We start from the raw sequence: 18,116 nt of genomic DNA, 5'->3' as shown, positions 1-18,116 counted from the left end.
AGATTTACACAATGTCCAACATTTATACCGTTGAATTTCACCATCAAGGCAAAACCCACACGATTGAAGTCCCAGAAGATAAAACGATTCTTCAGGCTGCTTATGCAGCGGGCATAGATTTACCAAGTTCTTGTAATGCCGGCGTCTGTACCACCTGTGCTGCCCAGGTTCTAAACGGGGGGAAGGTGGAACAAAGTGAGGGCATGGGCGTGGGAACTGAACTTCAAGCAGAAGGCTATGCGCTGCTGTGTGTCGCTTATCCCCGATCCGATCTCAAAATTGTTACGGAGAAAGAAGACGAGGTTTACCAACGACAATTTGGGAAACCTTAAAAACTTCCACTCACAAATCATTAAATTAGCTTGAGGAATTAAAACGATGACGACGCACTTTATCACTGCCGAAATTGACTTGCAAGAGTCACCAGTGCAAATGCAACAAGCCATTGAGGCGGAACTGCAAAAACGAGGTGAACCGCTGCGCTGGGCTGTCACCGGCATTGATGCAGATTCACAAAAAGCCCAAGTTGAAGCCGTGATGACTGTGGCTGCTGAAGCTAAACCCTAAAATATCAAGTTGAACAAGCGTCCTTACACGGTTGTATTGATTGTGCCCACCGGCATTGGGGCGGCAATTGGAGGTTATGCCGGCGATGCGTTGCCGGTAGCCAGAGCCATGTCGCACGTTTGTGATCGCCTGATTACTCACCCCAACGTGCTTAACGGCGCTCAATTGTACTGGCCTTGTGAGAACGCTTTTTATGTAGAAGGCTATGGGCTTGACAAATTTGCTACAGGATGCTGGGGACTGCGACCCGTCCATCAAAACCGGGTGGGTTTAATTCTCGATCAAGGCATTGAACCGGAGTTGCGGTTGCGACATTTGCAAGCGGCAGACGCCACCAGAGCGACTTTGGGGCTGAATTTGACAGATTATGTGGTGACGGATGCCCCCTTAGAAGTGGAATTGCGAACCTCGGCTGCCGGTGCAAGTTGGGGCACGATTGGCAATCCAGGCAGTTTGTTGCGGGCGGCTGAGGTGCTGATTTCCCAAGCAAAGGCGGATGCAATTGCCGTCGTTGCAAGGTTCCCCGATGATCCAGAAAGTGAAGCTTTGCAACAATATCGCCACGGGGAAGGAGTCGATCCGCTTGCCGGCGCGGAAGCGGTGATCAGTCATCTTGTCGTGCGAACGTTTCAAATTCCCTGTGCCCACGCGCCGGCCCTCTCACCGCTTCCCCTTGATCCGCACCTATCTCCCCGATCTGCTGCGGAGGAGTTGGGTTATACATTTCTTCCCTGTATTTTGGTTGGCCTGAGTCGTGCGCCTCAGTTTGTCATTACAAAGTCAGGTCATTGTCAAGCAACAGATATCTGGGCCGAGGAAGTTGACGCTGTGGTGATTCCGGCAACGGCTGCCGGTGGCAGCGCAGTGATGAGTTTAAGCCGGCTTCCCAAAACACAAATCATTGCAGTTAGCGAAAATACCACCACGATGCAAGTTTCGCCTGAACAGTTGGGAATTAAAGCAGTGCGGGTTAATTCTTATTTAGAGGCGCTGGGTGTCATAGTCGCCGATCGTGCCGGTGTGAATGCGGCAGCACTCAGCCCAACAATCTCACCGTTAAATTGCCTAGAATGCAGAGACAGGGGTTAGTGGGAAAGTGTGAAAGCAAAGGTCAAAGAAAAAATTTCCCCTTCTCCCTTCACCCCGACGACACCCTTCACCTTTATCTGTAACCTGTGACTGAACCACTTCCTAAGCAGCCAGAGATCGACCCCCTAACACGTATCGAAATTTTAGGTTACATGGGGGTAACAGCCGTTCTATTGCTGGTGCTGGCTAAGCTTTGGCAGCACTTTCGGGGCATTTCCCTGCTTCCCCTCAGTTGGGCCGGCATGGCATTACCTTGGGGATTGGCGGTTGGTGTGGGGATTTCTGTTGCAAGTTCCATGATTTATCGCCTTTGGCCGGCATATCGGCAAAGTGCAAATTATTACTTAGCTTTAATCCTCAAACCTTTGCAGTGGCCAGATTTAATTTGGCTAGGACTGTTGCCCGCTTTAAGTGAAGAACTTTTATTTCGCGGCGTGATGTTATCGGATTTGGGATTAAATACGGTTGGCTTACTTGTCTCCAGCGTATTTTTTGGCATTTTACATTTCAGTGGCCCTCAACACTGGCCTTATGTCGTTTGGGCAACTGTTGTGGGGCTGATACTCGGATATAGTGCGTTAGCCACCGGCAATTTGTTAGTGCCCATTGTGGCTCATGTCTTTACGAATTTAGCCTCCGGTTGCCTTTGGAAATTAGGCCGGTTGAGTGGAGGCAGCGCCGGTTCATAAGCTGGCAGTCCACTAAATTTTTCTACTGAGATTGAGATTGAGAGGGAGAGAAATTTAAGATTTCGATCCTTCCCATAAAATAGCCAATTAGATGCGCGTTCGCTTAACTTCTCAAGCGCTTAAGAGTATGAATTTCAACAATTCAACATTAGACCGGCACGTTGCGCGGCTGCAAGTGCGATTGCTTGGGGCAAAATTTTGTGTTCTTGAACTTGAATTCGAGCGTGCAAAGTTTCGGATGTATCATTGGGCAAAACCGGCACCGCAGCTTGCATAATAATTGGCCCACTGTCTACTTCTAGCCGTACAAAATGAACTGTACATCCTGCTATTTTTACACCCGCTTCCAGTGCTTGCTCAACACCTCGAATCCCTGGAAAACTGGGTAATAAACTGGGGTGAATATTAATCATTCGGTCTGGAAAAGCATCCACTAAAACTTGAGTGACCACTCGCATCCAGCCGGCCATAATCACCCAGTCCACATCATATTGCTGCAACGTCTCAACAATTTTGCTGTCTAAATCTTCCCGTTGTTTATACTCACGGTGATTGAGAAGAATTGCCGGGATGCCAAACTTTTCTGCTCTGGCGATCACTTTAGCGCCGGGATTATTGTAAATCAAAACTTGAATTTTAGCATTAAGTTTGCCATCGGCAATTGCTTGAGCAACCACTTCAAAATTTGTGCCACTTCCAGACGCCATCACTCCCAATTTTAACGGAGTGCCGGCTGGAGGATATTCTGCCATGAGATTAAGAGGAATGGCAGGAGAAATAAAGCTAGGAGTTGATTGTGCCTGATCGGTAGTCATGGGGAACGTGGCTGAAATTTCATGCAAATTAGATATTACCAGGGAGCGCTCAATAAAAGCGTGAGAAAATAAAGAAAAATAACGCAATCTCAGACAAGGAAGTTGAAATAATGGGCGCAGTTCGGATTCTGGTGAAGCTAACAAATGCAATAGATGAAGCATTGGTGAGTCGGGGTTTGCTTGCGCCCGATCTGCTGCGTGAGTGCGACACACCGGCACTCGTTGATACAGATGCATTATCCCTCGTAATTCCAGCAGGGATGGTGGGGCGACTTGGCTCGCGAATTCGGGGGCAGCGCATGGTACAGTATGCCGATGGACGCGAGGAATCTGTGGGAGCCATAGAACCTGTCATCATTGATTGTCAGGGGCGTCAAACTGTAGGAGAGGCATTGGTAACGGGTGACGAGGTGCTAATTGGGCAGGTTGTTTTAGAGCAATTAGATTTTTTAGTTAATTGTAAAAATCAGCAATTAATTCCAAATCTAGCCAACCCGAATTATCCAATCGCGATGATTAAGTAATAGAAAATTTATAATTAAAATCGATAATACGTGGAAAACCCCTAGCCAATCCGGCAGAGGTTTATGTTTAGGAAAACTTTATTTCAAGCCTGAAGCTTAGCGCTTTTCGGTTCCTTGATTTCCGCCACCTTCTACCAAAGGATCACTACTGCCTGATTCTTGCACCGCAGTAGGCTTAGCATCAGTTTGGCCCCCTGAACCCGTCTTGCGCCGGCTTGCTTCAATGGGGGTTTGGTCGTCATCAGAAGCATCCGATGTTTGTGCATTCGATTGTTGTTCTTCTTCTGGAGATATTTGATTGCTTTGCTCAGACATAAACTACGCTCCGATTATTATTTTCCCCTAGGATTATTCTAAGAAGCTGGGGAGCAGAATTCGTCTTTCTAGAGGAAGTTATGCAAGCCCTATTTCTCTATCTAAAGAATGATGAATGCGAGGCAAAAGCTCAAGTATTGCTTGAGTTTAAGAGTTAATTTTGCAATAAATCCTGATAAAATTGCCTCGACACCTATCTTAAACTCCCTCATTTTGCACTTCTATGACACCGCGAAACATATTCATGCCACAAGTGAAGGTGTAATTTCCAGGCTGTTGGGGTGTAAATTCCACAGAAGTTATCCGATCAAGGACTAAATTTTGAGCGATCTGGAAATCAGGTAGTACAATTTTTTCCAAACAACTACTACGATCACGGCGCATAAAATTCAGCCGAACAAGTTTGCCGGCACTCACAATCACACGTGCCGGTTCATAGCCACCGTCTACGGTAATTGTTACTTCCTGAACTCCTTGATTGGAATCAGCTTCCCGGCTTTTAGTTTTACTGAAAACAAACCACCATAACTCCAAACCAATTAATCCCAAACCGCCTAACGTTACACCGGCTTTTGCGGCTAAAGGTTGCTCAATGCGTTGAAATTGAGCCGTCTGCTTCGGGTGTATTTCAGCAGCGTTAACTCCAGAGACTAGGGATAGCAAAAATCCAATGCCGGCAAGACTTCCCCAAATCCTATTTTGATTGAACATTTCCTAAACTCCTGCTATTACGAATTGAACTTTGGTTTAAAATTGCGTAAGCGCAAAGCATTTGTAATCACAGATACCGAACTAAACGCCATTGCCGCTCCTGCAATAATCGGATTGAGTAACCACCCAAACACGGGGAATAAAACCCCCGCTGCGATGGGAATACCGGCCACATTATATATAAAGGCGAAAAACAGATTTTGGCGAATATTTTGAATCGTGGCGTGGCTAAGTTCAATTGCGGTTACAATGCCTTGCAAATCTCCTGAAATGAGCGTAATATCACTGGCAGCAATTGCAACATCTGTTCCCGTTCCAATCGCAATTCCCACATCAGCTTGCGCTAAAGCCGGCGCATCATTAATCCCATCTCCCACCATTGCCACAATTTTTCCTTCTCTTTGAATTGCCTGTATTTGAGCTGCTTTTTGATCAGGTCTAACCTGTGCAAACACGCGCTTTATTCCCACTTCACCGGCAATCGTTTCGGCTGTTTGTTGGTTATCTCCGGTTAGCATTACAACTTCTAAACCTAACCTTTGTAACGCTCTCACAACGCCGGGTGATGAGGGTTTAAGTGCGTCGGCAATTGCCATTATTCCCTCAATTTCTTCATCCACCGCAATCCAAATCACTGTTGTCCCGCTAGCTTCCCAAATTACCTGATGTTGTTCCAGAGATTTCGTCTTAATTCCTAACTCCTCCATCCATCGCTGAGTGCCAATTTGTACAAATCGGCCTGATACAATTCCCTGAACCCCACTGCCGGCAATTGCTTCAAAATTCTCTACACTGGTTAACTGAACTTCCTGAGATTTGGCATAACGAACCACTGCTTCAGCAATCGGATGTTCTGAGTTTCGCTCTACAGAAGCAGCCAAGCGCAAGATTTTCAACTCATTTTGATTGGCAGTTCCACTAACCGTGACAAAATCGGTAACTGTTGGTTTACCTTGGGTAAGCGTTCCGGTTTTATCTAATACAATGGTTTGGATGGTATGCGCTAATTCTAAACTTGCGGCATCTTTAATTAAAATGCCATTCTCTGCACCTTTGCCGGTTCCTACCATCACAGATGTGGGTGTTGCTAAACCTAAAGCGCAGGGACAAGCAATAATTAACACCCCCACCGTAGCGATGGTGGCTAATGTTAAATTACCCATGACATTAAACCAGATAATAAACGTTGCGATGGCGATTGCAATGACTGCCGGCACAAACCATCGCGTAACTTGATCCGCTAATCGTTGAATTGGCGCTTTAGAACCTTGTGCTTGTTGCACCAATTTAACAACTTGAGCCAAAACAGTATCTTTTCCAACACGTGTGGCGCGAAACTTAAAGCTGCCGGTTTTGTTAATCGTAGATCCAATGACTTCATCTGAAGGCTGCTTTTTAACCGGCACACTTTCTCCCGTCACCATCGCTTCATCAATTGTGGAAGATCCTTCAATAATCTCCCCATCTACCGGAATTTTTTCACCGGGACGTACCAGAACAACATCCCCAATTTTGACTTCTTCAATGGGAACATCAAATTCTTGATTATCTCGAATTAAACGAGCTGTTTTTGCTTGTAACCCAATCAATTGACGAATTGCATCAGAAGTTTGACCTCTAGCGCGATTTTCCAGATGCCGGCCTAGCAAAATTAAGGTAATAATCACGGCTGCCGGTTCATAGTACACATCAGGCATTAATCCCTGAGATGTAAAGAATCTTGGAAAAATTGTGGCAAACACTGAGTAAAAAAACGCCGCACTTGTTCCCAGCGCAACCAAAGTATCCATTGTTGCTGTGTGACGTTTTAATGCTTTCCAAGCATTGACATAAAACGATTTCCCGCACCAAAATTGCACTGGCAAGGTTAACAATAGTTGTAACCAAGGATTATGCAGCCACGCAGGGATTAAGGGCAAACTTAACCCTAACATTGCCGGCAGCGAACCCACTACCAGCACAATGCTAATCACCCCTCCGACTAAAATTTTGCGCTGTAAATCTTGTGATTCTGCCAAACGAGAAGCTTTTTCAGCATCATCTTCTCCCGTCACCATTTCCTGTTCTTGAACCGGCAGCACACTGTATCCAGCATCATCAACAGCTTGCTGAATTTCCTCTAAGCCGGTTTGCTTTGAATCATATTGAATCGTTGTCTGTTCCATCGCAAAATTAACCTGACATTCAACCACGCCCGGAACAGATTTAATGGCCTCTTCAACTGCAGAAGCGCAAGAGGCACAGCTCATGCCACGTAATTTGAGGGTTATCGTATCCATAATTTTGTCAAGGGTTAGTTAGTAGAAACAGGACGCCCACTGCCGCTGCAAAAAACATCCCACAATTGAAAAAAGATGACTTTTTTTGTGGTTTCTTCCCAGACAAATGAGTGAAAGGTCGGGGATTTTTGTCAAAGATTGAATCAAGATGTTGCTCTTGAATTTTCTAAGCAACTGGATAGCCGGCAGCAGCAATTACTTTTTTAACTGCCGCCTCAGATTGTTGCGTTTCAATGTTGACTTGCTTGGTTTTGGTGTCTGCATCGATTTTTGCAGCCGGGTCAATTGCTGTGACTGCTTTGATGATGGTTTTCACACAAGCAGAACAAGCCATTTTGGGGACTTTTAGTTGTAGTGTCATTCGCTTAACTCCAAAAATTCACTGCTGTGTTTCACTAGATTCATTGTGAAGCTTCCAGTAAACTGGAGAGTCAAGGGTTAAAGAAAAAAATATTGAAAGCCGAGTTGGCCAAGCTGTGCCATTTTTCAAGGTATGCCACCTTTGGGGCACAAACATCACATTCGCCACCGGCACCGGCAGTAAAATAGCCCTACAGCGACCTTTCTCCGCAACCCAGATGGCCCCAAAATCTTCCCAAACCCCCCACCGGCACTTACTTGATAATGATGCGACGGCAGCCTGGATATTCTTAGCCCCCGCCCTCATCCTCCTAGGCGTCTTCGTCATTTGGCCTATCGCCTATCTGTTTTACCTCAGCTTCACCACCGGCAGCTTCACCCAAGCAGGCATCCGCTGGGCTGGGTTCCGCAACTACTGGCGTTTACTCCTCAGTCCCGACTTCTGGCAAGTTCTGTTTAATACCCTCTATTTCACCGTCGCTACTGTAATCCCCAGCCTCGTTATCCCCTTAGCACTCGCTGTACTACTAAACCGTTCATTTGCCTTGCGGGGCTTCCTTCGCGCCGCTTATTTCATCCCCTCTATCACCTCTCTCGTTGCAGTTGGTTTAGGGTGGCGGTGGTTATTTCAAAGTGAAGGGCCGGTTAACGCTTTTTTGAATTCTCTTGGCATCACGCCAGTGCCTTGGTTAAGCAGTACAATATGGGCAATGCCGGTGTTAATTTTATTAAGTATTTGGAAGCAGCTAGGATTCAACTTGGTGGTGTTTTTAGCAGGGTTGCAAGCGATTCCCCTCCAACGTTATGAAGCAGCTGAACTTGACGGTGCCGGCCCTTGGCAGCAATTTTGGTATATTACCCTGCCCGGATTGCGGCCTACTCTTGTCTTTGCCACCGTTACCACAGCTATTTTCACCCTACGAAGCTTTGAGCAAGTTTACGTGATCACCGGCGGAGGCCCTTTGAACTCCACCAATCTGTTGGTTTACTACATTTACGAAGAAGCCTTTACCCTTTTTGATTTTGGGTATGCCGCTGCTGCCGCCACCGTATTGCTAGCAGTAACGCTGGTGCTAGTCTATCTGCAACTGCGAGTTTGGGGGGAGGAAGGGGCGAGGGAATAGGGGAGAGGAGAGTAATTAATTGTGTGGTTTTAGCGCAATTAATAGAAGGTAAATTTAGCGGCTTGGGTTTTAAGGTCGTAGGTTGAAAATATAGGAAATGAAGCAACATTTAGGCGCTAGAAATAAGGCGGCGGCGCAGGCAAAGTGGAAGAATGAAACGAAATGGCTGATAGCCGGCTTCAAGCTCAATTTAGCCAAAAAACAACAACAAAAGTTACCCGGCAAAATCAAATTTTTGCTTTTACCTTTTTACCTTTTATCTTTAACTTCTGCTTTGGCTTTCTCAGTTGATATTCAACCCAGCCGGTGCGAAGACGCTGTTAACACCGGCTTCCTCGCTACACTTCCCCCAGAAACCAGCACTGTGGTGAACAGCAACACCGGCTTTGCGCTTGACCTCTATAAGCATCTGCGCCAAGAGGTTTCTAGGCAAAATGGGGGGAAGGAAGGAAACGTGTTTTTCTCACCTTATAGCCTCTCAACCGGGTTGGCCATGACCTATGCCGGTGCGAGGGGCCAGACAGCCGCCGAAATGGGCCAAGCACTGCACTTTAACCTCCCGCCCGAACGTCTGCATCCAGCTTTTGCAGCACTCAGGGCCAATATAGAGGCTGACAGCCGGCAGAATTATCAGCTAGACATTGCTAACCGGCTTTGGGGCCAAAAAGGGTATAACTTTTTAGAAGCATTTCTGGAAATTACCCGTAATTTTTACAACGCAACTTTAGAAAAATTAGACTTCACGGCTGCGCCAGAGGCAGCCCGAACTCAGATCAACCAATGGATCGCGCAAAAAACCCACGAAAAGATTAAGGATCTCATTCCTCCTGGCGTCCTCTCCTCAGATACACGCTTGGTACTGACCAACGCTATCTACTTTAAAGCTGCTTGGCTTAGCCCATTTGACCCTAGTAAAACCAAAAACGAGCCGTTTACCACTCTTGATGGGCAGCCAGTGCCGGTGCCGATGATGCATCAGGGCGGCCAAATCTTTGGCTACGCAGAAATTGAAGGTTTGCAAGTGCTGGAACTTCCCTTTGTGGATAACCGGCTATCTCTAGTCATTCTTTTACCGCAACAAGTCGATGGGCTGCTTGAGTTGGAGACGAAATTAACTCCAGAAAACTTGACAAAATGGCTATCGTCTCTATCGAGCGAGGTTCCAATTTCCGTCTGGCTACCCAAGTTCCAGCTAAGTTCAGCGTTTGAGCTGAAAGATGCACTATCACAAATGGGGATGCCGCTTGCCTTCTCCCCTAATTCCGACTTCTCCGGCATGAACGGACAGAAAGACCTGTTTATCTCAAATGTCATTCACAAGACGTTTGCAGACGTGAATGAGGCCGGCACTGAAGCAGATGCGGCGACAGCCATTACTGCGGCAACAAGGGGCAGCGGAAATGCTTTTAAAGCCGATCACCCATTTATCTTTCTAATTCGGGATGCAGAGTCTGGCAGCGTTTTATTTCTTGGTCGCGTGGTTAACCCAGCCTTAGTAAATTATTAACAGAGAATGCTGTGAAAGCAGGGATATTGGAGCTTTTTAGGGATAAATGAACCATTTACCGGCCAAATTTTTCTACAACAACCACCAGTAACCTTTGCTCGGCTTAACATTGGAGCCTCAAGACTCGATAGGATAGAACGGGAGCGCTTACTCACGCTTGGTTGCGTAGCAGGGCTGTTTCATTATCGTGAAACTCACCGGGGGGTCAAACTGCTGCCGGACTATTGGACTAGCACGTTACAAGAATGAATCAGCTTTGCCACCGCGTAGGGGAGTTTTGAACAATATTGCTGGGGAGAACACTGCATGGATTTAGTCGCACTGCAAAACGGGTTGGATAATATCTCGTTTGCCGTTTTATTCGCTACGATGCTGATTTATTGGGGAGGGGCAGCGTTTCCGGGAATTCCTTATCTGTCGGCGCTGGGAACTGCTGGGATGGCAAGCGCAAACCTCTGCATTGCCGCTTTGCTGGGAGCACGCTGGATAGAAGCGGGCTACTTCCCCTTAAGCAATCTGTATGAGTCCCTGTTTTTCTTAGCATGGGGAATGACCACCATCCATCTGATTGCTGAAAATATGAGCCGCAGCCGGCTGGTGGGTGTGGTGACAGCGCCGGTGGCGATGGCGATCACCGCGTTTGCTGCTATTACCTTGCCCTCAGGAATGCAGTCAGCAGAACCGCTCGTACCGGCACTCAAATCAAACTGGCTGATGATGCACGTCAGCGTCATGATGCTCAGTTATTCCGCGCTGATGGTGGGTTCACTGCTGGCGATCGCTTTCTTAGTTGTCACCGGCGGACAAAATATTGAGCTGCGAGGCAGTTCCGTGGGCACCGGCGGCTTCCGCAATAATCAATATCGCTTACGAAAAGCCGGTGAGGAAATTGCACCTCAGCCGGTTGAACCGATGCCGGTTGCCGGTTTTGCTGATAGTAATGGCAACGGGAAAACAGCGGTTTTGGAGATGGTGCAAACCCTGCCGGTTCAAAATTCAACCTCCAACCTTCCCAATTCTGAACCGCTTTCGCCCCAACGTCTCAGCCTTGCAGAAATTCTCGATAACATCAGCTATCGGATTATCGGGTTAGGATTTCCCCTGCTAACAATTGGAATTATTGCCGGCGCTGTCTGGGCAAATGAAGCTTGGGGTTCCTACTGGAGTTGGGACCCGAAAGAAACCTGGGCGTTAATTACTTGGCTAGTATTTGCCGCTTATCTTCACGCCCGAATTACCAAAGGCTGGCAAGGACGCAAGCCGGCACTTTTAGCCGCCACCGGCTTTGTCGTTGTTTGGGTTTGCTATCTCGGTGTCAATTTGTTAGGCAAAGGCTTACACTCATACGGCTGGTTTTTCTAACCCATCTGCCGGTTAACCAAACAAGTTAATTTACCAATAAATCGACTTAGGGACGCGGCACAACTGCGTCCTTTCTCTTAAGTGGTATATTTTAGCTTGAACTTAAGCAATCACATTTTTTGGAAACTTAAAATCCTAAACCTTAATGAAAAAAGGTACTTTATAAAAAATGCGTTTGCTAATCTAAATTTAGCTAAATTAAGCCACAGCAGAATTCTTGCAAACATCTTAAAAGCCTATTATCAAACGCATCTATCCACCAACCCCATCTGCGTTTATCTGCGGTTAAAAAAATTCCCAATCACCTGAATGCCAAACTGGACACCCCTCCACGCCCAAATTCACCGGCTACTCAGACACCGGCAGCTATTACCCCCCAATCAACGACTCCTCATCGCAGTCTCCGGCGGACAAGATTCCCTTTGCTTAGCTCAATTACTCCTAGACTTACAGCCCAAATGGGGGTGGCAATTAGGAATCGCCCACTGCGATCACCGCTGGCGTCCCGACTCAGAAGCCAATGCAGATTATGTCCAACAGCTAGCCGCAACTTGGCAACTGCCATTTCACCGACAAGTCGCAGAAGAGATCCCGAAAAGTGAAGCAGCAGCGCGGCACTGGCGATACCAAGTTTTGTCTATCATTGCTATACAAAATCAATATCAATATATCCTCACCGGCCACACCGCCAGTGATCGCGCAGAAACGCTTCTTTACAACTTAATTCGCGGTGCCGGTGCTGATGGACTGCAAGCTTTAACCTGGAAACGCCCTTTAGATGCCGGTGTACAATTGGTGCGCCCCTTGTTAGAAGTTACTCGTATACAAACAGGTTTATTTTGTCAAGAGGCCGGCTTAGAAATTTGGGAAGATTCCACCAACCAAGACCGGCACTACGCCCGTAACCGCATCCGCAATGAATTGCTGCCTTACCTGCAAACCCACTTTAACCCGAAAGTCGAGCAAGCCCTCGCCCAAACTGCTGAACTGTTGCGATCTGATGTTGAGTATTTAGAAGAAGTTGCTGGGAAAGTATTACAAGAATCTATTTCACAAACTTATCAAGAAGTCTATATAAAAATTGCACTCAATCGCCACATTTTGCGCTCCCACCCCTTAGCTATTCAGCGTCGTGTCATGCGCCGGCTGCTGGAACAAGTCCTCGCCGGTGCCCCTAGCTTTGAACATATAGAAAAGCTGACAAACTTAATTTCAGCCCCTAGCCGAACTCGCACTGATCCGTTTCCCGGCGGCGCATTTGCAGAAGTTGCCGGTGACTTGATTTGCGTATTTGAAAAACCGATTTAACCGGCTCCGACTAAGAAATTCCCCAAAACCCAAATTACCCAGCTTGGGCAAACAAGACTTCTAATAATTTAATCCAAATTTGTGTGAGTTAAACTCACATCATCTAGGGCAAAACAAAAAGTGCCGGCGCAACTTTGACAAATTGCCGGCAATAGAATCGGGCTAACGCGATTTTAGAGATTAAATTTTCCATACCCAATCAAGACACCGCAAACTGAGGCGAAGAATCACTCATCAGACTCATAAACACCTGTCTCATTTGCGCGATCGCTTGCAATTGGTGATCTCCGGTTTCCTGAACCTGATTCAGAACACCGGCAGCTTCCTCTAAATTCTGACGCAACTCATTGAGCCGGTCTTGAAGCGGCTGCAACATCTCTTGATAAAGATTAACCTTACCCCAAAGTTCAGCCACCGCCGCCCGCTGCTCTTGCAAATACTGCTCCAGCTGCTTCAGCTCATTGTGCTTTGTCTCCTGCTCACCGGCTTGCTGATGAATCATCCCCTCCGCCTGCTGAATGCTCAATCGCATCTGCTCAATTTCCCTTTCCAGCTTTTGCAGCTCCTCACCCATCTGTTGCCGCTGGATCTCCACGCTCGCTAAAATTGGCCCTAGCTCCAGCTTATTATCTGATCCTTGATTGGCTGACTTCCCAAGACGCCGCCACAGTACGGCTTGGTGCTGCGCTAAAATCTCTTCTCTTTCCCTAAGATTGCGGCGCTGCCCAACCAGCGTTTCATTGAGCATCTGGTAGCGATCCTGCTCGTCTGCCAATTCTTCCTGCAAACTCATCCGCTCATACTCGCTTGCCGTATTCAGCTTGGCTTGCACCTCTTCAAGCGCCTGACGCTGCATTCCCAGCTCTTCTTCCTGATCATTAACAAAGCGAAACACCTTTTCTAAATCCTGCTGAAGCTGCTGGAAAAGCCCCTGAAGTTCCTCCACCGGCATCCTCTCCAGCGCCTCAACATCTACCTTTTCGCTACTAATACTGACCTTATCTGAAGTATCTGCTAGCTGGTAAACTTGCTGGTGCAACTCCTCTTGAGTTTGTAGCTTCAGCGCCAAAGCCTCTGCATACTCTTGCTTTAGTTTTAAGGTATTTTGCTGCACCTTCAACTCAGCACGAACCATATCCAGAGAGGTGTGGGCTTGCTGCCAGTCTTGAGTTCGGGTTTGCCAATCTTGAGCCACCCGATCCACCTCACCTTGCAGATGCTCAGCAGATCCCCGTTGCTGCTCTAACTGCTGCCGGTGGTAATCTAAAACGGACTGCTGGGCTGTCACCCGTTCAAAAGCCAAATTCAGCTGTTGTCGCACCGAGTCAGTGGGTGCAATTGTCCCAGATAGCCGATCTAACAACTCCTGAAGCGTGCGAGCTTGTTCATCATCAATCGCCTTTCCAGAAGCCGCCTGTTCCTGTACTCGCTGCATTTCCCCGCGCAAATGCTGCCAAGAACCTTCTAGTTCCTGCCGGTTCCGCTCAAGTTCCTCTTGCAGTCGGTTCGCTTCCTCCCGCGCCCCACTGATTTCCTGTCGCTGTGCCTCTAAGCGCTCAAACTCTCCCTGCATTTGCCCGATTTCTTCTTCACGGGCTTGCAATTCCATTTCCCGCCGGTTGAGTTCCTGACTTTGGTAAGTCAAAGACTGCTTCCACTGCTCAATTTCTTCTTCTTGCGTTTTGAATTTGTCTTGCAAGCGGGAGAAGTTTTGCAAAATGCTGACTAACTGACGAGACGCTTCTTGAGGCGGGCGCTGCATCTGTTTGTTGGTATTCAGTTCCACCAGTACCAACGCGCCGGCGTTAAATTTACTCACATCGTCAAATGGAATAACGTCCTCACTCGGCACCGCATTCCAACTTTGCTCACCCCGCTGACAAGCCAGCAGTTTGAGTTGTGCCTTACTGCCCATTAACGCCTTCTGTATTTGTACTTCTGCTAGATACAGCACGCCGATTGTCCTCTTGAATATAAATGTATGACCGACTTTTGACTAAATTTTCCCCTGACGATTTAGTTCATCTCATTAAACTCAGTTGACGAGGACAACGCCATCTCACAAGCTAGCATCCCTAGGTGCCAATCCTGAGCTGAGCGCCGTCAACCGACTGTTCAACTCGACCGCTGTGATGCAGCTATCCAGAAGGAAGGGGAATTAACATAGCAGACTTGCCTTTGGAATCTAGTCTAGGACACGAGAAACATGAGTCATGCAGATCAAAATTTTAACTCAGGGAAATGTAAGGAATATTTACACTTAGTTCACACAAAAGGGCGAGACAAAGCAAATGATGAGCAGCCGTGGTCTGTCTTAAATTAGACTAAAAGTTGAAACTTTTAGTCCTCAAACTCTTTAGCCTCGACTGAGGCAGGCGTGCGAGTCTCGCTGAACCTGACTAACGGCGACCCCAAGCGCGTTTCAGCTTGTCGGTCGTTACTCCTCTCTGGCCGACATTATTTATTGTACCAGCCTAGCCGTTACGGTTAGCGGGGTGCCAGAGCTGCTCTTTCGAGCCGGCAATGTTTTCGCAAACAGCCACCATTGCTAGGCTCAAAGCTTGGAAATCTAGTATAAGCCCAGTTCGTTGCTGATTTCGCCGTCTGCTTGCTGGCAAGATTTCCCGGATAGGCATTAATGTGGGAATCTAAAAGACAGCCGGCTCGACCGATTATTGACAAATTCCAACGTATTTAAACGGTTTAAAGGAGAGCCTTTTAAGGGCATGCAGGGAAATTTGACTGAAATCGATATCCGCAGCATCTTACAACTCATTGAGTTGGGGCAGCGAACCGGCGAATTGTTTGTAGAAGCTTACAATAGTTCACCTGGCGGCATCGCCATTGCCCAGCGCGATCCCCACAAAACCCGAGATTTTAGGGAGCAATCCTGGTTTGTCTTTTTCTTTAACGGTCAAATTATTTATGCCGGCGCGGATAGCTACAGCAATTTATCCCGCCTCCGCGACTATCTGCGACGCTACAAGGTAGACACCGCTCTGGATAATCTCAAAGTTCCCTCCATTGCCTCCATCAACGCACCGGAATATGGCTACCTCTGGGCGCTCTTAGAAAACCGCGTCCTGACTCCCGCCCAAGGGCGCAGCATCATTCAAAGCATGGTACATGAAACCCTGTTTGATCTGCTGAGCCTTCATCACGGTTCCTTTATATTTGAGATGGGTCCTGCTCTGGCACCCCAACTCACAACCTTAGAGATCGGCTCTTTAGTAACAAAGATTATGAAGCGGGTGCAAGAGTGGAAGCAGTTTCACCCCCACATTCAATCGCCCAACCAATGCCCGATCATTTCAGATGCCAAAAAGCTTTCTCAAACGCTCCCAGAAATTACCTTCAACACCCTCAATCGGTGGGCAGATGGCCAAACTACCATTCGCCAACTCGCTCGCTATTTAAATCGAGATGTTTTAACCGTGGCGCGTGCCATCTATCCTTATATACAACAAGGGTTGGTGCAGCTTTCTTATCCCGCCTCAGAAGTGAGTGGTGCCTTTAAGTGGGACTGGCAAGCGAGCCAGCCGGCAAAAGTGCCCCGCATTGTTTGTATTGATGACGAAGTTGCCGTCCGCAAATCAGTTGAATATATCCTGAGCCGGCGCGGTTACGAAGCCACCGGCATCAGCAATCCCCTCAAAGCACTCAGTCTAGTCTTTCAGCTCAAACCTGACTTGATTTTGTGCGATATTACCATGCCAGAACTTGATGGCTACGAAATTTCTGCCATGCTCCGCCGCTCCACCGCCTTCCGCCAAACCCCGATTGTCATGCTCACTGGCTTAGATGGATTTATCGACCGAGTCAAAGCGCGGATGGTCGGCGCAACAGATTACCTTAGCAAACCCTTTGGGGAAAGCGAGCTATTGACATTAGTAGAAAAATATGTAGGTCTCGGCTATCCAGAGCAGCCCGAACCTGAAAGATTACTTCAAGAAGTTCTCGAAGCAGAACTCGACCTTGATGCGCCCGAATCCTTTTCGACTCCCTCAGCACCGTTAAGTTAAAGCCGGCAGCAATAAAAGCCATTTTATTCTGTAAACTATCCTTAGCCACAGACAAACGTATCAAAGTTGCCCTAACATTCCTGTATTGTCTTAGGGAATCTTTAGACGCGATTGCCTTCAAGAGCATCGCTCCAGTTATCTCTAGCACTTCGAGCTGTTTTACAGTGCCGGACGCGGCCCAAAACCATGCTGGAGTAAAACTGAGAGTGGGCAAAACCCTTGAGAACTCGTCCCAGGTACTTCTTTACAGAAGGTGTAAATATAATATTATAGTATCCATTTCTCCAGTGGCGATGTCTAAAACTGCCCAACTCAGAAGTCTCTAGCACCGATGAGTCGCGGTTTACACCCCTTTTGCCTCCACCAATCAGGCTTCAAACAAGGAGAATAAAGGCATAGAGGGGATCTTTACCGTTAATATTATGAGCCAGCAACCAGGTAGGAAGTTATGAGTACAGTTCTAGTTGTGGAAGACAGCGTTACGCAACGGGAGATGATCTCAAACCTCCTGAAAGGGAGTGGATTGACCGTTAACGTAGCCAGTGATGGCGTAGAAGCCTTAGAGCGAATACAAGATAATTGCCCAGATTTAGTCGTACTGGATATTGTCATGCCTCGGATGAATGGCTACGAAGTTTGCCGCCGGCTCAAAGCCGATCCGAAAACCCAAAACGTGCCGGTGGTTATGTGCTCTTCAAAAGGAGAAGAATTTGATCGCTACTGGGGAATGAAACAAGGAGCAGATGCCTACATCGCTAAACCCTTTCAACCCACAGAATTGGTAGGAACCGTCAAGCAATTGTTAAGAGGCTAGCAATAGGGTTAGAAAACAAAAACGTCTTCCCTAGCCACTAACCCGTAAAATCACAACAGGATGCAGCCAGCAATCAAAAGGTAAAGAGACAAATGGTGGGGAATCCGGATTTTTTACCCGGCATCGGGCCAGATCAAGCGCCAGAATTTCAGGAACTAGACAGTCCTGAAGGTGAATTGCACCTGCGGTTTTACGTTCCTGCCGGCACCGAATTTGCCTTGCCGGCTAAAGGCATCCGCGAAGTCATTTCCCCTTCACCAGACCGAATAACTCCCGTTCCCAATGTATCTTCCTTACTTTTAGGAACACTGAACGTGCGGGGCAGAGTCATCTGGGTGGCCGATCTCGGTCAGTTTTTAGGAGATGCTACACCCTTAAATACTGATCGACCTGAACTGCCGGTGATTGCGGTAGAAGACCAAGACACTATACTAGGGTTAGCTGTTGACCGGATCGTGGGAATGGAATGGCTGGATGTGGCTCAGTTGCAGCGGAGAACAAACGCACCAGATAGTATGGAGCCATTTCTGGATGGTGAGTGGGTGTTGAACGCAGAAGGGGATCAGTTTCTCCGACTGCTAGATCAGGTCAAAATTCTTCGATCGGCCCGGTGGGCAGCATAAAGAATTT

General features: G+C 47.5%; 18 protein-coding genes. 12 read left to right on the top strand and 6 right to left on the bottom strand.

Annotated features, from left to right (window positions below):
- Positions 1-11: 11 nt before the first annotated feature.
- The 4 genes from H6F56_RS12965 to H6F56_RS12950 all read left to right on the top strand — a co-directional run bounded on the left by H6F56_RS12965 (position 12) and on the right by H6F56_RS12950 (position 2,345).
- The gene (locus H6F56_RS12965; protein ID WP_190668784.1) at positions 12-332 is read left to right on the top strand and encodes a 2Fe-2S iron-sulfur cluster-binding protein; all 321 of its coding nucleotides are present in this window, start codon (positions 12-14) and stop codon (positions 330-332) included.
- A gap of 46 nt (positions 333-378) precedes the next feature.
- Complete coding sequence (locus H6F56_RS12960) at positions 379-567, top strand: hypothetical protein (RefSeq protein WP_190668782.1); 189 nt, start codon at positions 379-381, stop codon at positions 565-567.
- A gap of 9 nt (positions 568-576) precedes the next feature.
- Entirely contained in the window at positions 577-1,656 is a 1,080-nt protein-coding gene (locus H6F56_RS12955) for a DUF3326 domain-containing protein (RefSeq protein ID WP_190668780.1), read from the top strand.
- An 86-nt stretch (positions 1,657-1,742) separates the two neighbouring features.
- On the top strand, positions 1,743-2,345 hold the full coding sequence (locus H6F56_RS12950) for a CPBP family intramembrane glutamic endopeptidase (RefSeq protein ID WP_309236517.1): 603 nt from the start codon (positions 1,743-1,745) through the stop codon (positions 2,343-2,345).
- A 134-nt stretch (positions 2,346-2,479) separates the two neighbouring features.
- Here H6F56_RS12950 and purN read toward each other — a convergent pair whose 3' ends face one another.
- Complete coding sequence (purN, locus tag H6F56_RS12945; RefSeq protein WP_190668778.1) at positions 2,480-3,160, bottom strand: phosphoribosylglycinamide formyltransferase; 681 nt, start codon at positions 3,158-3,160, stop codon at positions 2,480-2,482.
- 110 nt (positions 3,161-3,270) lie between these two features.
- On the opposite strand from purN, the gene H6F56_RS12940 reads away from it, so the two are divergent.
- The gene (locus H6F56_RS12940; protein WP_190668776.1) at positions 3,271-3,684 is read left to right on the top strand and encodes a clan AA aspartic protease; all 414 of its coding nucleotides are present in this window, start codon (positions 3,271-3,273) and stop codon (positions 3,682-3,684) included.
- Between the two features lie 96 nt (positions 3,685-3,780).
- On the opposite strand, the gene H6F56_RS12935 is transcribed toward H6F56_RS12940, so the two are convergent.
- The 4 genes from H6F56_RS12935 to H6F56_RS12920 form a co-directional block, all read right to left on the bottom strand.
- Complete coding sequence (locus H6F56_RS12935; RefSeq protein ID WP_190668774.1) at positions 3,781-3,999, bottom strand: hypothetical protein; 219 nt, start codon at positions 3,997-3,999, stop codon at positions 3,781-3,783.
- A gap of 198 nt (positions 4,000-4,197) precedes the next feature.
- Positions 4,198-4,710: a cupredoxin domain-containing protein gene (locus H6F56_RS12930; RefSeq protein WP_190668772.1), complete on the bottom strand. Its 513-nt coding sequence runs from the start codon at positions 4,708-4,710 to the stop codon at positions 4,198-4,200.
- A gap of 17 nt (positions 4,711-4,727) precedes the next feature.
- Positions 4,728-6,989, bottom strand: coding sequence for a heavy metal translocating P-type ATPase (locus tag H6F56_RS12925; RefSeq protein ID WP_190668770.1), 2,262 nt, complete (start codon positions 6,987-6,989; stop codon positions 4,728-4,730).
- Positions 6,990-7,155: 166 nt separating this feature from the next.
- Positions 7,156-7,350, bottom strand: a complete 195-nt coding sequence (locus tag H6F56_RS12920) for a heavy-metal-associated domain-containing protein (RefSeq protein WP_190668767.1) — start codon at positions 7,348-7,350, stop codon at positions 7,156-7,158.
- A gap of 217 nt (positions 7,351-7,567) precedes the next feature.
- On the opposite strand from H6F56_RS12920, the gene H6F56_RS12915 reads away from it, so the two are divergent.
- The 4 genes from H6F56_RS12915 (at position 7,568) to tilS (ending at position 12,650) form a co-directional block, all read left to right on the top strand.
- Positions 7,568-8,473, top strand: coding sequence for a carbohydrate ABC transporter permease (locus tag H6F56_RS12915; RefSeq protein ID WP_190668926.1), 906 nt, complete (start codon positions 7,568-7,570; stop codon positions 8,471-8,473).
- A gap of 97 nt (positions 8,474-8,570) precedes the next feature.
- Entirely contained in the window at positions 8,571-9,980 is a 1,410-nt protein-coding gene (locus H6F56_RS12910) for a serpin family protein (protein ID WP_190668765.1), read from the top strand.
- A 306-nt stretch (positions 9,981-10,286) separates the two neighbouring features.
- The gene (gene ccsB / locus H6F56_RS12905) at positions 10,287-11,342 is read left to right on the top strand and encodes a c-type cytochrome biogenesis protein CcsB (protein WP_190668764.1); all 1,056 of its coding nucleotides are present in this window, start codon (positions 10,287-10,289) and stop codon (positions 11,340-11,342) included.
- Between the two features lie 309 nt (positions 11,343-11,651).
- Positions 11,652-12,650: a tRNA lysidine(34) synthetase TilS gene (gene tilS, locus H6F56_RS12900; protein ID WP_190668762.1), complete on the top strand. Its 999-nt coding sequence runs from the start codon at positions 11,652-11,654 to the stop codon at positions 12,648-12,650.
- Positions 12,651-12,849: 199 nt separating this feature from the next.
- Here the strand turns inward: tilS and hmpF are convergent, their stop codons facing one another.
- The gene (gene hmpF, locus H6F56_RS12895; protein ID WP_190668761.1) at positions 12,850-14,604 is read right to left on the bottom strand and encodes a pilus motility taxis protein HmpF; all 1,755 of its coding nucleotides are present in this window, start codon (positions 14,602-14,604) and stop codon (positions 12,850-12,852) included.
- Between the two features lie 772 nt (positions 14,605-15,376).
- On the opposite strand from hmpF, the gene H6F56_RS12890 reads away from it, so the two are divergent.
- The 3 genes from H6F56_RS12890 (at position 15,377) to H6F56_RS12880 (ending at position 18,109) form a co-directional block, all read left to right on the top strand.
- Positions 15,377-16,672 carry a response regulator gene (locus H6F56_RS12890; protein ID WP_190668758.1) on the top strand — a complete coding sequence of 432 codons (1,296 nt, stop codon included), beginning with the start codon at positions 15,377-15,379 and terminating at the stop codon, positions 16,670-16,672.
- A gap of 448 nt (positions 16,673-17,120) precedes the next feature.
- A complete protein-coding gene (locus H6F56_RS12885) occupies positions 17,121-17,486 on the top strand; it encodes a response regulator transcription factor (RefSeq protein ID WP_190668756.1) in 366 nt (121 codons plus the stop codon).
- Positions 17,487-17,578: 92 nt separating this feature from the next.
- The gene (locus tag H6F56_RS12880; RefSeq protein ID WP_190668754.1) at positions 17,579-18,109 is read left to right on the top strand and encodes a chemotaxis protein CheW; all 531 of its coding nucleotides are present in this window, start codon (positions 17,579-17,581) and stop codon (positions 18,107-18,109) included.
- Positions 18,110-18,116: the final 7 nt, after the last annotated feature.

The organism is Microcoleus sp. FACHB-672, from assembly GCF_014695725.1.
Taxonomy (GTDB): domain Bacteria; phylum Cyanobacteriota; class Cyanobacteriia; order Cyanobacteriales; family Oscillatoriaceae; genus FACHB-68.
The sequence above is the reverse complement of the archived record's forward strand: the minus strand, read 5'-3'. Positions and strand labels throughout refer to the sequence as shown.